Origin of the sequence: Vibrio owensii CAIM 1854 = LMG 25443 (assembly GCF_000817815.1) — a bacterium.
GTDB lineage: Bacteria > Pseudomonadota > Gammaproteobacteria > Enterobacterales > Vibrionaceae > Vibrio > Vibrio owensii.
On record NZ_JPRD01000032.1, the window covers coordinates 12,222 to 27,195 of the forward strand.

Here is a 14,974-nt window from a genome sequence, read left to right on the forward strand (position 1 = left end):
AAACGATGAAAGACGTACCACCTTTTACTCGTTATTGTCACCAACTTCGCTGTCGCATTGCGAAACAAACACAAGAGACATTGAATTTAAGAGTGAGGAAAAAGCGCCTTCGTTTTTTTATTCACCTTTTTGTTAGTAGCTCTGTCCTTATTTTAGGAGCGAGCTCGCTCTATTTGAGTGGTTATCGTTATTACAGTTATCCCTCTATTCCAACAGGCATTTATCAAATAAGTGTAAAAAATACACCTTACGTGTACGGAGATTGGATTTTATTTTGCCCACCGAACAACCTCTCGATGAAGTTGGCCGTGGAACGAGGCTATACCGCAGAAGGCATCTGCCCTGGCGACTTTACACCAGAGATAAAACAGATCCTCGCAACACCTGGGGATCATATCTCGCTTGAAGGCATCGTGCGCGTTAATGGGCTCGAACTACAACAAGCTCTTGTGTTAGACGAAGATAAACATCATCATGCATTGCCACACCTTACTCCTTTTGTTCTCCAGCAAGGCGAATTTTTCATGATGTCAAATCACTTACCTGCCAGCAGTTTCGACAGTCGTTACTATGGCCCAGTGTCATCAAAAAATATATTAGCTTTGGTCTCCCCTGTTTGGGTTTGGTGATCATATTTTGCCCCAACAATTATCGATAAATAGCTTAATCCAACAAACGGATAAAATTAACGGGACGTTTGATATAAGCTTGCAATTCCAAGTGACGAAGCGAATTTTTACCAAGTCATAATCGAAACTCCTTTTTGAAAAGGGCAACGCTTGGGAAAAAGTCCTGTGGAAACATGTTCAGACCTTCAGCCTTTGGCAAATCACTTTGTTCGCGTGTGGTAGTAACCTGATGGGGGCCAAACACTACGACTGCAGCACTCCAAACTGCCCGCATACTAAGGTCGTCTGTCAGAGCGGCAAGACCTGTTGTGGCGTCAAATCCACCGAAAGGTGGATACGCCAACAACAGCATGTGTTGCCTGACTGAGAATGGCAACACATCACCTTCACCATACCGAGCACTCTCTGGCCTATCTTTCGTCATAATCGCTAGTTACTTAATCGATTATTCAAATGCGCGGCCGACATTTTAACGACTTGGGCAAAACGGCAAGGCATAGAAATAGGCGTTTCTGTGCGCTTCATACCTACGGCCGCAAGCTCAATTGGAATTGCAGCAACACAGGGAGGAATTTGCCAACGAACAGGGTTATGGAAGCCAATTTATTTCAAAGCCAAAGTAACAGAAGCATGTTGGCGAGTTGCGCTCACGCAGCTCTTAAGGGCGCATTACTCAGAGCGTGATTTAAGCCATGACGATTGCTCGTTCATACGTCATGAAAAAGATTGCTTCGCCTTTCTGCGTAGCCAATATCACCGTCGTTGGAAACTGCATTTTGGTTAGAAAACGGACCAACCGCATAAGACGATCAATTTCCTAGGTCGTTATTTGAAGCGGCCTCCTATTTCAGGCTCTCGCTTGCATCACTACAGCAAAGGCGGTCAGCTGATGTTTGAATACCTCCCCCATCGGACTGGAGAAAAGGAAATGCTGCCAAAAGTCTACGATGCGTTAGAGATGGAAAACAAGGACGCGCCAGTGTTGCCTTGCTATACGAGTATGTTAAAGAAGCTTGCTAACGTCGATCCTTATGAATGTTTGCTCTGCAAAGATGGGGGAGAGTTCGTCAGTTTTAGGGCGGGTGAAAGCCGCGAAGAATTGATAAGATAGACGGTTTTGAAAGGACAATTGAGGTCAGCTTAATTCCTTCCTGTGGATAAGTTTATCTGTAATTTGAACAGACATGCTCATGGCAACATTCCAGAAACTCAAACACACCACCACTACAAAAAAATCACAACCAATTGAATTACTTTCGAATTAGCTTGCTCTTTCGACGGTAGGGAAACTTTGAGTTTCCTTACCTTCGAGCGGAGTTCGCTCAGGCGGCTATGCCGCCGATTCAATAATCAGGATTTTCACTGATCTCTGATAAGGTATCGATTTTATCAAGGAGCGAATCAATCTCGCTTTGGTGGCTATCATTAACTTTTTGTTCTCGATTTAAGTGTCGCTTAGAAAGACTTTCTTCTACCTTGATAGCATGCAGCTCTTTACCGACATAGCGGTAAGCAATGGCCAACGCTTCAAGATCGGTTTCTGTCAGTTTAACCTTGTCTTGCAGGCGTTTTAGCTCAAGCTCTCGAATCGTTTTCAACGCATCGTGTTGGTTAAGCTCTTCAACCGTGCCGAGTTTTATCCAGCGGAACAAGAACTTGATACCGGTGATGGTTCGGCCTTTTTTAATGACCTCAAAACCTTTATCTCCATTTTCACCTTCTAAGAACAGCAGTTCTTTTCGGATTTGAGGATGCTCAGTGAGCTCTTTGATACTTTCACGAATACAGCGCTTCATAAATACACTATTATTTTTGAATGAGCCTTTGTCTTTCTTGAGCTTACCAGCCTCATCAAGCAGACCAAACACACCTTTTAACTCTTCAAGCTTTTGTTGATGCATTTCAAAGCCTTTGTCTTTAAACCGACTTAGTAACTCATAGAGGCGTTTTGAATATTCTTTTTTTACATCAAAGAAATTGCGAGTGTTAATAAGGGCAAAACCTTGATTGTACTCGATGTATTCGGACTTGAGCATGTCATTAGGTACCATGGTTAAAATACCGTTCTTGTATGCAATATGTTTGAAAAGTGGACGGTAGTCGAATTCAACATCCCTTTTGCCTGTCTCTATTTTAATACCAATTTTTCGACTCGCAAGACGGTTGGCTACTGGGCTTAAATTACTCCCAATATGCTTAGACTCCACACCTAACCACTCAGATAGCTGATGTGACGTGAACTCATAATGAGGGGGACTATACTCCCAGTCGTTCGCTTTCATGTGTGCGATCATTAATGCAAACATATCTGCTTCGCGAGCGGAGAGATCCTGGCGGCTAAATACCAGCTGATGACCTTTCTTTATATGCTTCGGTAAGTTGTCACTTACTACTGGGTAAAAGTACTCTTCATCACTCATACCACGACTCCTTAAAGTAACGTAATTTAGGTAATTATGACACATTTTAGGCGTAATGAAAGCCTGACTACCTAAATAAGGCTCTGTTGCAAATAAGTGTCGTGAGTGAAGGAACCACTAAGGGAGTTATCAGGCTCTCATCAATGCATTAGTGATTGGACAGACCCCTCTTGCGGTTCCTCGACCGTATTGCCACATTTCAATTGAACATATGCATCACCTCAAAACCTTTCAGCGTAGCATACGCCATTTTCATGGACTTAAATCCGCGGACTGGGTGGATAAGTTGTTTTAGCTTTCCATGCTCTGCTTCAACAGCATTGTTTAGGTATTTAACCTGGCGTCCTCATCTGGGCATTTCCCTTGAGCTTTTAACGCCCTAATTACCACGCCGTATGCCGGCGCCTTATCGGTATTGATTGTGTGATGGTACTCACAGCTTTTAAGGCCTTCGCCAAAAAACGCTGTGCCGCTTTATCATTACGAGTGGTAGACAGAAAGAAGTCGATAGTTTCTCCACGTTTATCAACCGCTCGATAGATTTACTTTGATGTACGTCTTATCGACTTTCCAACTCCCACCTGAGCCTGGACGCCAATGCCATTTGAGCTTTTCTTGAATGAGTGGAGCATATCGTTGACCCCTGTAGTATGATCTACGTTGACACTGCACTCACTCACTCAGCATCTCTTCAAGTTCACGATGCCATCGGATAGCCCAAATGATAATGTTGTATTTGAAATGACGATGTTTAAAGAGGTTCATGATGGATAACCGCGGTTAGAAATAATACTAGATTAACCATCCATGCCCTATTTGCAACGGAGCCATTTTGTGCAACAAGCTCGGTTATGGAGTGCTCGTAACAGAATAGAATTAGAGAACTTGTAAAAAGTGCAGTCTGTCAGTTTTTTGAAAATTATAATTTGTTTTCTAGATTCAATAAGGCTAATTATTGGTTGCTAATATAGCACTAATCCCTAACGCTGTTGTGGTTTGCATAATAACTTGTCCTTGCTGCTGTGCTAGTGTTGCATTTTGAGATATATTTGATAAAGATTGAGATGTACTCAACAATAAGTTATCCATTGCTGTGGAAACTATATTCTTGAAAAGAATATCGTCCACATGATTAGTTAGCGTTGTCTTTTCTTCATGCATACAATGTTTTTACAATTAAGGAGACATTGCTATGAATGCTCCTTAATTATCAGTTTGGTAAGTTATTAATAAAAACTAAGTTTCAATATTTTCTTTAGCTTTCTTTCCTATCTCTGAAAAGTTTGATATAGCATTGTCGACGATTGAATTTGCTTTGTCTATACCATCTAAATATTTTGAATCACCAGTTTCTATAAATTGACTTAATGCAACAGCAATAGCAGTAGTGCCAATTGAAGATATGTTTCTTAAGTTATCCGTTGCATCAGACAGTGCCATTGCAGATGACTGAGCAATAGATTGAGTCGCTGTGTTTTTAGCGCTTTCAATAGGCTTTGGCGGAATTGGCATAATCAGCTCCTTATAAACTATTTACTTTCTAAGATTGACTCAACTGCTTTAGATATAGATGCAGATGAAATCGTGTTGATTGCATTAACTCCCTGTGTTGTTGCTGCTTGCATTAGCATCTGGCCTTGTTGCTGGGCAATGGTTGCGTTTTGGTTACTATTGCTCAATGCGGTGTTCGTGGCCATGATAAAATTACTCATTGCCAACGTTGGAGTTTCAGCAACAGTGCTCACGTTGGTTTGAGTTATGGAGTCAGTTACATTTTCATTTACAGTTTCAGGCATAAAAAATCCTTTAAGATTATCGATTAATTTTAGTTTGCTAAGGTTATATTAATTTTCACAACCTTCATCTATCACGTTTTTTCTAAACTCGCCAATGCTCATTCCTTCATATTTTTTAAAAACTTTACCGAAATGGCTTAGGTCATAAAAGCCAAGGTCCAGTGCAATTTCTGTTAAGTTCTTGTTGGGGGTGGAGCGAATTATCTCTCTTGCTTCTATAACCTTAAGAGTAAAGAGTATGCTCTTGAATTTAGTATTCAATTTTGTTCTAAAAAGATAAGATAAATGGGATGAGCTTACATAAGAAGCCTTTGAAACCTTTTCTAACGTTATATTTTCATATATATTTTCAATTATATAACTTATAGCTAAAAAAAGAGCGGGGTGTATAATCTTAATCCTCTCCATTCCAGAGCTTGTTGTCAATAGATCTGTGAAGTTGTTATTTTCTAACTTTTCTTTTTGGTTTGAGTAAATAACATAATGATGATCATCAAAAAAAGTGTTTAGTAGATCTTCATCTATTTCCTTTTCTTTAAATACAGTGATTACTTTCAAAAGAGGGTTTTGAATTTCCTCAATAAAACGCTTAGCTAAGTTATAAAATAAATCATTATTTTTTTTCGAGTGTTCAATGAAAATAGCTTTTTTTCTACCATTGCTCTCGACATCTTTTTTATGCATTAACAATTGATCTTCACTAAATTCCGAGAGTCCGGCATTGGAGTCTAAATAATATATTTTTATTCCGCAGGATTTTATGCAGTCAGTGACAAAGTCACTATCACCGCAACACACACTAACTAAATCACAAGTTGTTCTATAAGCCATATGTATGTTTTTCTTCAAGATTTCTTTATGAAAACTATATTTCTCGTTTTTTATATTCATGAGGGAAATTTCCAAACCTTGAGCATTCTATGGCTTTATTTTTATGTAACAAAATGTGTAATCTTATTATTGCATATATGAAAATAATACAATGTGGAGTTTCTTATCAAGTTTTGGTAAAAAATAGTCATATCATTCCTCTGTTTTATTAATCATTTTTTACGATTATTTTTAGCCTGATTATGTTTAAATTTAAATTAATTGATATCGAGGCTTATATGGAAAAGTACAAACTACATTTAAGAATTTATGAGTTAGAGGGAGTTGGCTCTGACTACAAAAATGAAAACCTTACTCTAGGAGTGTTAACTCAAATTGAGGAGCTTGATGAGGAAGTTAGAGGATTCAAGCAAAATAATGGACAAAAGAAAAATACTTTTGATTTTGATACATTACATTTTCTTCTGTCAAAAAGGTTTGGAGATAAACTGCATCTTCATTGTAAGATTGATTCTGAAAAAAGTTTCTTATTATCCAGTAAGTTAGAGGTATCAGAAGAGTTTTTGGATAAAGCCATGCGGGAAATAGAGATTCTACTTCAAGGCGTTGAAATATTTTTAGTCGACCGTAATCTAGGTCATCTCCAAGATATCCCTGTTTTTGATAAACGAAAAGAAGAAATACTCGCAGATAAAAAAACTACTAGTTGGGTTCTTATGTCTGATGCCAAAAGTCTTGGCGGAACAGAAAAGTATGATAACTGTCCTGAACTAATTTCCTTTATAAAGGAGAGTTCTGATGGTCGTGAAAATATAATCACGTACACAAAGAAAACGCCAGAGTCAAGTTATGTTGGAATCGAGTTTAGTAAATTAGTGGCCCAGAAGAACGAGTACTCTAGACATAACAAGTTTTCTAAGCCAAAAGAAGAAGAAGAGTTAAAGTGTGCGTTATCTCATTTGGTCAAAGCGTTAGAGTTTAATGCTAAATAACTAGCTTTTATTTACTATATATAAAAAACAAGGCTATATAAAATTGAACTATAAGTGTGGTGGTCTAAATGAAAGATGGTGAGTATATACCATTGTCAAATTTATTTGTTTTTTTTGTTTCTTCTGTTTTTATGTTTTTATGTTTTTCAATATACAAGAGTGTTGATTATGAATATTTGCAAGGTGAAAAGACAAATAATGACACAGCCATAAGTTCTACTGTCAACGTTAAAGATGTTAAATCAAGGAAATCTAGAGGATTAAGGAATAATAATCCTCTGAATATAAGATACTCTAAAAAAACTCATTGGCTTGGAAAGGTCTATAATAAAAGCGATCCTGATTTCGAAGAGTTTATGAGTGTTTCTTATGGTTTTAGGGCTGCATATAAAACATTAGTTACATATAAAGAAAAATATAACATAAACACTATAGAAGGTATTATATATAGATTTTCCCCTCCAAAAGAGAATGATACTGAAGGGATAATTAATAACCTGGAAAATATGACAGGATTAAAGAGGAGGCATAATATTATGACGAATGAATATCCTTTAATTCTACAAAAGATGGCTTTGATGGAATCTGGAAAAGAGTACTCTATTGATTTTATTAAGTCTAGTATTAATCTAAATTGATAGTTTATTTGAACTTAAAAAGATTAATTAAATAATGACATTGTGATTTTTATGGAATAAGTTTAAAAATCGATGTAGCACTTAATTCAAGGATTAATTCCTTGGGTATAACTTAAATCTAAGTAAGGATAAATATATGTCGGAAGCTCCAACAACAGTAAATGCGCAAATCACAGACTCAGTAACTCAAGTTAACACTAAAGTCGTAGGTGAAACTCCCGCGATGGCTATGGGTAATTTATTGATGTCAACTTCTCATGCTCTTAGTAATACAGCTCATAATGCAGCAACAGCACAACAGCAAGGCCAAATGACTATGCAGGCTGCGACTGTACAAGGTGTGAACTCACTAATGAGTGTTGGCTCGGCTATTGTAGGTCGCGTTAGTGAGTCAGTCATTGAGAAAGATATTTAATAACAAAACAGTAAACGGAGATAGAAAATATGGCAGAAACATCCACAACAGTAAATGCACAAATCACGGACTCGGTGACTCAAGTTAATACAAAAGTCGTAGGAGAAACTCCCGCGATGGCAATGGGTAACTTACTGATGTCAACTTCCCACGCTCTAGGCAATGGGGCTCATAATGCGACCTCTGCTCAGCAACAAGGTCAAATTACGATGCAAGCAGCTACGGTGCAAGGCATTAACTCGCTAATGAGTGTTGGCTCCGCTGTGATTGGTCGCACTAGTGAAGAGATCATCGAAAAAGACGCCAAAGCGTAGTTTTAAAAAGTATAGTTAACAAATAGAAAATAAATAGGAGATAAAAAATGGCAGATCCAGTAGCAGCAGTAAATGCACAGATTACAGATTCAGTTACGCAAGTGAACACAAAGGTGGTTGGGGAAACTCCCGCAATGGCAATGGGAAACCTTTTGATGTCGACTTCACACGCACTGAGTAATAGTGCGCATAATGCAACGGCGGCACAGCAACAAGGTCAAATTACAATGCAAGCTGCGACAGTACAAGGTATCAACTCACTAATGAGTGTTGGTTCTGCTGTAATTGGCCGTTCAAGTGAGGAAATTATTGAAAAAGATGCTACAGCATAATTTTCTTTACACTGATAACGTAGATATAGGAGATATAGCATGGCGGATGAAGTCGCTGCAGTGAACGGTCAAGTAACGGACTCTGTTACTCAAGTTAATGCGCAAGTGGTTGGTGAAGCTCCAGCAATGGCCATGGGAAACTTGTTGATTTCCACATCACATGCTTTGGGTACTAATGCACACAATGCATCTTTAGCACAACAGCAAGGTCAAGTAACAATGCATGCTGCCACGATCCAAGGCTTTAATGCATTAATGTCAGTTGGTGGAAGTATTACAGGTCGAACAGCGGAAAGCATCATTGAAAAAGGTTAGACAGAACCCGTGCAATAAAGCTTAATTAAGTAATTGAGTATAAATTAAAATAGCCATTATTATAATAATGGCTATTTTTGTTAGTTAAGGAATTTTAATGTTTATTAGATGGTTAGACTTGATAGTTTTATTTTGGTTGTTGCTAATAACAGCTAAGGTTATAGGTGGTATTTAAATGAGGTGTTATTATGAAAATTGTGGAGATAATAAATGAGTCATTGAGGTTTGAGATAAAAAAATTAATTTGGTTTTCTTTGAATAATAATTCAATATCAGTAAGTAAAAATCAGATATCATTAAACTCAAAATCTATTGAAAAACTTGACAGTATGAAGTTAGATGAATTGCTCTTGTTTAGAAAAATTCTGTTAGAAATGAACGCTTCAAAAAGTTTGAGTGAAATATCAGATTGCTATAACTCTGCTTGGTCATATGCCGAGAAAATTCAGGGTAACTATCTTAAAGCAATGGCACTTATTGTTATAGCTTCATTGGTTTTAGTTTTTATTCTTTACAAAGAGAATGTTATTTATATTGTGCCAAACAAGAGTTTTAAACTTTGTATTTCTATCCAAGATGAATACTATTTTTTAGTTTTAAACTTCTATTATTATATAGTATCTCTAGTGTCAATCATGTCTAGAATAGTTTTTCAAATAGGGATGTATATTCCTAACAGTTCTTTTAATTTGATGAGAAAACAGTTCTTTGTCTATTCTTTAATATGGCCTCTTGTTTTAATTTTGATTTACAATATGACTGATATAGAAAAAATAAATGATGGTATTTTTAACGATTCGTTATTCTTTGCTATATCTGGTTGGGGATTTCAGAAGTTTTTCCAAACGATGGTTAATATATTAAATAATATAGAAATTTCGGTTTCAAAAAGTTTACAGGGAATAACGAAGAAAATTCTTAAGTAAAGTTAATAACATGCTATTATGTTTTTGGCTACATTTTCCTATTTTTTCATAAGATGGTCATTGTGAAGTTTGTTTTGTAGTAATAAGCTAAGGGCTAGATTTACTGATGTTTCAAGGAGGTCTCATGACCGAACAAGCTCATACAACAATCCAAACTTTTTCTGAACAACCGACGACAATAGCTGAAACTGCAATGGCAGAAACTATTGGCCTCACAATGCACAACTTAGTCGCTAATCAGCAACAATCGCAAGTTACTACTGCTGCCTCTATTACAAATGCCTGTGCTCGATTACTGGCTATTCCCCAGCCGTCATCTCAGCCGGAGTCTAAAAAAAAATCTATCTTTTCTAGATCTTAATGACTATTAGTTGATTTACGTTATTGAATGGCTACTGAGCAGGAAAACTATGTAGACCAGTCTATATCAATGGCTATTCAGGATGCTGTTGATAACATAAGAAATGTTACTGAAATTAGTAATACGGCTTCAGGGGTAGCTTTATCAAAAATGCTTTCCGGTGGTGATAAAGCTACCTGCTTACAGGTTATTGAAGAGTCAACTAAATTGATATCTAATGCAGTCAGCAATTATGAAAGAGTAATAAAACTATCAATAGATGGTAGGAGAGAAAATTATAAAGTTTCAGAACAAAAGAAAAAGTTTTTTTTATTCTAATCTTTATTTTTAGTAAAGTTATGAAAACAAAAAAATACAAGAAAACGACTATAAGTAGAAGAAACGGAAGAAAAAAAAAGAGCATAGTTGTTGTCAAAAGCAGAGACTCTATTGAAACTCAAATTTTAGAACTCTTTTCTAGAGTGGAAGATTGTGAAATTCGTTCTCGAATTCATTTAGAGATTACTAGGGCTCTGAACCCCAGCGATAATCCTATTTCATCTCTTCCACCTATATAGCCACTTGATTTCTAATTGTTTTAATTCATGGATATTACGTACAGAAAATACCGATATAGGTTTGATTTAGGATCCGGGAAATCGTGCACGAAGCAGGCTTTGTAAGTAAACAACTAAGCTTTCACCCAAAAGAGCAACCAGAATTTAAGTAGTTGGCCGGGACTTGTTGCAAAAAATCTTATCGTCCAAGGTAAGGAAACTCAAAGTGTCTTTACCTTAGATGACACATATCAGGTGCATCAGTGTCATTACTGACAAAAATCAGGTCTATCATGTAATAACAGACATATTTTAGGTGTTGTATATAATATAACACCTAAAATGTATCACATTAGAAGGATGCCTAACCGAGCTCAGCGGAAAAAACAACAAGAAAATACCTAATATTTGTTATCTGAACCTATAAGTAACCTAAAATATGTCATCTATCTACCTAAAATACGATCATCAACGCCTAAATAATGGCAGCGTTTTACCTAAAGGATGATCATTAACGCCTAAAAAGGGATCATTAACACCTTAATTATGTTATTTAAACACCTAAAAAAAGATCATTAATGCAAGAAAATCCCTTTGAAATCAATCAATTAAAAAGCTTATAGAACTTATATTTTTAATAGTGTTTATAGTTTTAAAATAGAAGATATAGATCTTTATAGCTAATGTGGATAACTGGAAAATCAAAGATTTACACAGTTACCCTCATTAGAAATAGTTTCATTTCTTTCTCTTTTCTAGCTATCACAATCTAGGTGAACAGTGTCAAAAATTAGATCAATACTTACAAATACTTCTCATTTAGATGAATATTCGCTCAACGCTACACTATGTCTATCTCCATCTCCATGTATCCACTTATACTCAGAATGTTACCAACCAAAAACATGGTATCCTAGGGTATGTTAGTTAACCTATGCTTTGTCGAAGATAGCATCACGAGCCAAAAGTAATGGTGTTCCCGTAGACTTGGACAACTTATCGATAAGTTAGAACCTGGTGACAAGTTGCTTTTTTCTGAAGTGAGTAGGATTGTTTGCACCGCGCTTCAAATCCTTGAAGCATTGCCTCAAAAGTGAGCGTCTCGATTTACAAGATCGCTAACAAAATAATTGGACTCCCGATCTAATGACAGGCTAACCTTCTTAGGTTAGATGATACTTTGGGAGAGAAAGATGAGAACCACGATAATTGGTGTTGACCTAGCCACTAAAGCTATCCAAGTATGTGTTTATTTAAACTCAAAGGTGCTTTCTAATAGAGAACTGACACCTCAGCAATTTAGTGAGTTTTTGCGCCAACAATTTCCATGTATCGTGGTATTCGAGTCTTGTAGTGGCTCGAACTACTGGGCCCAATATTGCCGCTCGATCGGCCACAAAGCTAAGCTCATTTCTACTCGCTTGGTTGGTGCTATAAGGCAGGACTAAAAGACCGATAAAAATGATGCCCTCGCAATAGTCCAGGCAGCGTTACTACCCGAAGTGCATTTTGTCGCGAGTAAAACGCCTCACCAACAGCAAGCTCAAGCAGTTCTTAGATTACGTGAGCAATGTATCAAGCAAAAAACTGCTCTCAAAAATCAGTTAGGCGGTTTGCTGAGGAAGTTTAACTTTTCTGTTGGCCGGGGTGAAAGTAGGCTTATTGGAACTATTGAGTCGATCCTAGAAGACTATGAGAAAGGGCTCAGTTTTACGTTTCGAACAATGCTTAGCAAATCACTAGAATTGTATCAACAAGTTTGCCTGACTCTTGAGAGCTATAATTTGGCTTTGGAGGAATGGATAGACGAAACACCAGATTGCAAAAAATTAATGAAGATTGAAGGAATTGGTTTATTGAATGCCATCCATATTTATATTGCGATGGCTGAACATGAAACTAGTGAATTCAAACGTGGCCGAGATGTATCTGCATGCATCGGGTTGACGCCAGTACAGCATAGCTCCGGCGGCAAAGTGAAACTGGGCACAATTGGGAAGCGAAAAAGCACTAGTTTACGAAGCTTGTTAATCACTGGCGCAATGGCTGTGGTTCAGCAAGTAGAAAAGCGAAAAGCTAAAATGTTGGTTAAAATCGTTAATCGAAAGACGCGGTAAGAAATGTGCAGCAGTCGCATTGGCAAATAAGAATGTAAGAACAGCCTTTGCAATGATCAAGAATGGAACGGATTATCAGCTAACATAATTTTCAATCACAAAACGCTTAATGAATATCAAATTAGGTGATGCAGAATAGTCGTTTGAGATTAGATCTCGCTAACAAGCGTTGCACCCTAATTAGCGAAATTGTCAGAGAGTCGAGGTAGCTCCTCATCAGAACTAGTACATAAGCAAGCAAATATCATTAGGCAAAATTGTGGTTGCAAATAGGGAGTCCACGTAAACGAGTATGGCGTCAATAGCTAGTTTTTAGCTAGATCCTTATCCCACATGAGCTATGTTGATTTCTGGTGTATGGAAGAGAAAGGAAGTTGCGGTGTAATCTGTTGAAGCTCAGCTTCAACAGTTACTTGCCCAACATCAAGATGCAATGGTTGACGGCAAACAAGCCATTGTCCGCAACGGTTTCTTACCTGAACGAACATTGCAAGCTGGTGTCGGCGATGTCGAAGTGCAAATTCCCAAGGTTCGTGATCGCTCTGGTAATGGCGTCAAATTTAATAGCAGCTTGATACTACCGTACCTCAAGCTAACAAAGAACGTTGCAACACTGCTCCCGTTACTCTATCTCAAGGGGATATCTACGGGTGATATGCTCCCGCCCTTGAGTCTTTGCTTGGTAAGGATGCGAAAGGCTTGTCAGCCAACAGCATCTGTCGCCTTAAAGAGCACTGCAAGGTACCTGGATGGCAGAAACTAGAGATGATGCTTATCACGCCCTCTCTACCTTCCAGAAACGCTTTGAAGCCAAGTATCCAAAGGCACCACTGCTTGGTGAAAGATAAAACTGAAATGCTGGCTCATCAACAGGCTACAGCATGATCCTTCATACACCACATTTGACAATGGTTCCATTACTATGATATGCACGGCTGAAATAGATCCCACTCCTGGGACATTCTGTAGAATGATGTTCTTACTTTGATATTCTGGGCTTGCTTCTATGAGTTTTTCTAGCTTCTGCATAATGAGCGATAAGTTGAGCGTCTAAGCGATCGTTTTTCTCTCCACGACCAATAGCCTCTGCGAAATGTTTTACGTGGATAGGATTTGCTCTCACGATAGGCAGTGAATGTTCTGAGTAGGTGAGAACAAAAGGCATTTCTAAATGTTCTGTCGCTTCAATAATGACTCGCTCTGGATAGTATTGTTGAATGACTTTAATTGCTTGCTTTATCCCTTCTTCGTTGTTTTCTACAGTGAAGAAGTGATCGATAGGACGGACGTAAATATCTAATTGTGTTTTCCCCGTATCAACTCCAACATTGATACTTTGCTTGGTATTCGTATTCATAATAAGCTAACTCATGCTCGCGTCATGCGGGTTCGAGACCCAGTCGAGTATTCGAGGTTGGTGCTTGGAGTTCTACGAAGTGTTCAATCGAACTGTTTCGTAGAGAATTTTAGTTGCAGCTAAAGTCTGGGTCTCACCTTACCCGAGTAGAGTGCTCATTATCCATACAAACTGTTCAAGAGTGATTTTCTACGCGTGGCATTTTTACTGTGCGTTTGTTTAAGTGTTAAGGTGGTGTGTAGTGATCAAGTAAAACTGGCCACGGTTTTATGAGGGAACCTTGGTGTTAATCCACCGTTATATTGATGTGGACGATGCTGGTTGTAATCGCCAACTAGATAATCCGTTACTGCTTGGTACGCCTCTGTTAAATTCTATAGCTATTCTTTGGTATCCATTCCGTCTTCAAACTTCTGAATACTCGCTCCATAGGACTATTATCCCAACAGTTCCCACGACGACTCATACTTTGAGCAATTCGATATATCCATAGTACCTGACGATACTTCTTACTTGTATAATGGCAACCTTGGTCCGAGTGGAATATCACGCTAGATGTAGGTCACATCACCGCACCAGATTTGATTCAGTTCAGTCACTGCGAACTGACGATTTAACCGGTTAGGTATATGAACGTGTTCCTGTTGTGTTTTTTGGATGCATGTTTTGGTGGTTGACTAGTGACTAAGTTTAATAGTGAACGAGGTATTCAGTATTGCTCAAAAAACTATCGAGACTTCATAGCTGATTATAATATAAAGAAAAGTATGATCAGGGGAATAAATAATGAAAATTTTTGTTTTCAGCCTTAAACCACCTACTTCAGTTGGTGGTTATCATCCGTTTCGGCTTTGCCTGTAAAACTACTCATGCTAAATGCGTCTTTGATTTTTCCAGAAGTCAAAGAGGACAAATAACATGAGTAGATACAATCAAGCTTCCCACGTATTTTGGCGATGTCAATACCATATAGTATGGACTCCAAAGTATCGATT

15 protein-coding genes and 7 pseudogenes are annotated in these 14,974 nt (G+C 37.8%); 14 read left to right on the plus strand and 8 right to left on the minus strand.

Annotated features, from left to right (window positions below; all coding sequences use genetic code 11):
- Positions 1–5: 5 nt before the first annotated feature.
- Positions 6–629 (plus strand): conjugative transfer signal peptidase TraF, encoded by a 624-nt coding sequence (gene traF, locus H735_RS30215; protein WP_080641644.1) that lies wholly within the window; start codon positions 6–8, stop codon positions 627–629.
- Positions 630–792: 163 nt separating this feature from the next.
- Positions 793–1,740 (plus strand): annotated as a pseudogene (locus H735_RS31435) (IS91 family transposase).
- 232 nt (positions 1,741–1,972) lie between these two features.
- Here H735_RS31435 and H735_RS18210 read toward each other — a convergent pair.
- From H735_RS18210 to H735_RS18225, 6 genes and pseudogenes are all read right to left on the minus strand, one after another.
- Positions 1,973–3,049: a replication initiation protein gene (locus H735_RS18210; protein WP_020197960.1), complete on the minus strand. Its 1,077-nt coding sequence runs from the start codon at positions 3,047–3,049 to the stop codon at positions 1,973–1,975.
- 129 nt (positions 3,050–3,178) lie between these two features.
- Positions 3,179–3,814, minus strand: a pseudogene (locus H735_RS30225) (IS6 family transposase).
- 183 nt (positions 3,815–3,997) lie between these two features.
- Complete coding sequence (locus tag H735_RS30230) at positions 3,998–4,210, minus strand: RebB family R body protein (RefSeq protein WP_080641629.1); 213 nt, start codon at positions 4,208–4,210, stop codon at positions 3,998–4,000.
- A 75-nt stretch (positions 4,211–4,285) separates the two neighbouring features.
- Positions 4,286–4,561, minus strand: coding sequence for a hypothetical protein (locus H735_RS18215; RefSeq protein WP_020197959.1), 276 nt, complete (start codon positions 4,559–4,561; stop codon positions 4,286–4,288).
- Between the two features lie 17 nt (positions 4,562–4,578).
- A complete protein-coding gene (locus tag H735_RS18220) occupies positions 4,579–4,845 on the minus strand; it encodes a RebB family R body protein (protein ID WP_020197958.1) in 267 nt (88 codons plus the stop codon).
- 48 nt (positions 4,846–4,893) lie between these two features.
- Positions 4,894–5,736, minus strand: coding sequence for a helix-turn-helix transcriptional regulator (locus H735_RS18225; protein WP_020197957.1), 843 nt, complete (start codon positions 5,734–5,736; stop codon positions 4,894–4,896).
- Between the two features lie 218 nt (positions 5,737–5,954).
- Here H735_RS18225 and H735_RS18230 point away from each other — a divergent pair, with 218 nt between their 5' ends.
- From H735_RS18230 to H735_RS18280, 11 genes and pseudogenes are all read left to right on the plus strand, one after another.
- Positions 5,955–6,668: a hypothetical protein gene (locus tag H735_RS18230; protein ID WP_152447696.1), complete on the plus strand. Its 714-nt coding sequence runs from the start codon at positions 5,955–5,957 to the stop codon at positions 6,666–6,668.
- A 68-nt stretch (positions 6,669–6,736) separates the two neighbouring features.
- On the plus strand, positions 6,737–7,306 hold the full coding sequence (locus H735_RS18235; RefSeq protein ID WP_020197955.1) for a structural protein: 570 nt from the start codon (positions 6,737–6,739) through the stop codon (positions 7,304–7,306).
- A gap of 136 nt (positions 7,307–7,442) precedes the next feature.
- Positions 7,443–7,721 carry a RebB family R body protein gene (locus H735_RS18240; protein ID WP_020197954.1) on the plus strand — a complete coding sequence of 93 codons (279 nt, stop codon included), beginning with the start codon at positions 7,443–7,445 and terminating at the stop codon, positions 7,719–7,721.
- A 29-nt stretch (positions 7,722–7,750) separates the two neighbouring features.
- Entirely contained in the window at positions 7,751–8,035 is a 285-nt protein-coding gene (locus H735_RS18245) for a RebB family R body protein (RefSeq protein WP_020197953.1), read from the plus strand.
- Positions 8,036–8,082: 47 nt separating this feature from the next.
- A complete protein-coding gene (locus H735_RS18250; protein WP_020197952.1) occupies positions 8,083–8,367 on the plus strand; it encodes a RebB family R body protein in 285 nt (94 codons plus the stop codon).
- A gap of 39 nt (positions 8,368–8,406) precedes the next feature.
- Positions 8,407–8,682 carry a RebB family R body protein gene (locus H735_RS18255; RefSeq protein ID WP_020197951.1) on the plus strand — a complete coding sequence of 92 codons (276 nt, stop codon included), beginning with the start codon at positions 8,407–8,409 and terminating at the stop codon, positions 8,680–8,682.
- Between the two features lie 188 nt (positions 8,683–8,870).
- Positions 8,871–9,608, plus strand: coding sequence for a hypothetical protein (locus H735_RS18260; RefSeq protein WP_020197950.1), 738 nt, complete (start codon positions 8,871–8,873; stop codon positions 9,606–9,608).
- A 124-nt stretch (positions 9,609–9,732) separates the two neighbouring features.
- Positions 9,733–9,969, plus strand: a complete 237-nt coding sequence (locus H735_RS18265) for a RebB family R body protein (RefSeq protein WP_020197949.1) — start codon at positions 9,733–9,735, stop codon at positions 9,967–9,969.
- Positions 9,970–9,996: 27 nt separating this feature from the next.
- Positions 9,997–10,287 carry a hypothetical protein gene (locus H735_RS18270; protein ID WP_020197948.1) on the plus strand — a complete coding sequence of 97 codons (291 nt, stop codon included), beginning with the start codon at positions 9,997–9,999 and terminating at the stop codon, positions 10,285–10,287.
- Between the two features lie 1,411 nt (positions 10,288–11,698).
- Positions 11,699–12,710, plus strand: a pseudogene (locus H735_RS18275) (IS110 family RNA-guided transposase).
- 297 nt (positions 12,711–13,007) lie between these two features.
- A pseudogene (locus H735_RS18280) lies at positions 13,008–13,357 on the plus strand (transposase); the annotation flags it as partial.
- A gap of 253 nt (positions 13,358–13,610) precedes the next feature.
- Here the strand turns inward: H735_RS18280 and H735_RS18285 are convergent.
- Positions 13,611–13,979 (minus strand): annotated as a pseudogene (locus H735_RS18285) (IS110 family transposase); the annotation flags it as partial.
- 245 nt (positions 13,980–14,224) lie between these two features.
- A pseudogene (locus H735_RS30235) lies at positions 14,225–14,673 on the minus strand (integrase core domain-containing protein); the annotation flags it as partial.
- A gap of 224 nt (positions 14,674–14,897) precedes the next feature.
- Between H735_RS30235 and H735_RS30985 the strand changes: the two are divergent.
- Positions 14,898–14,974 (plus strand): annotated as a pseudogene (locus tag H735_RS30985) (IS200/IS605 family transposase); the annotation flags it as partial.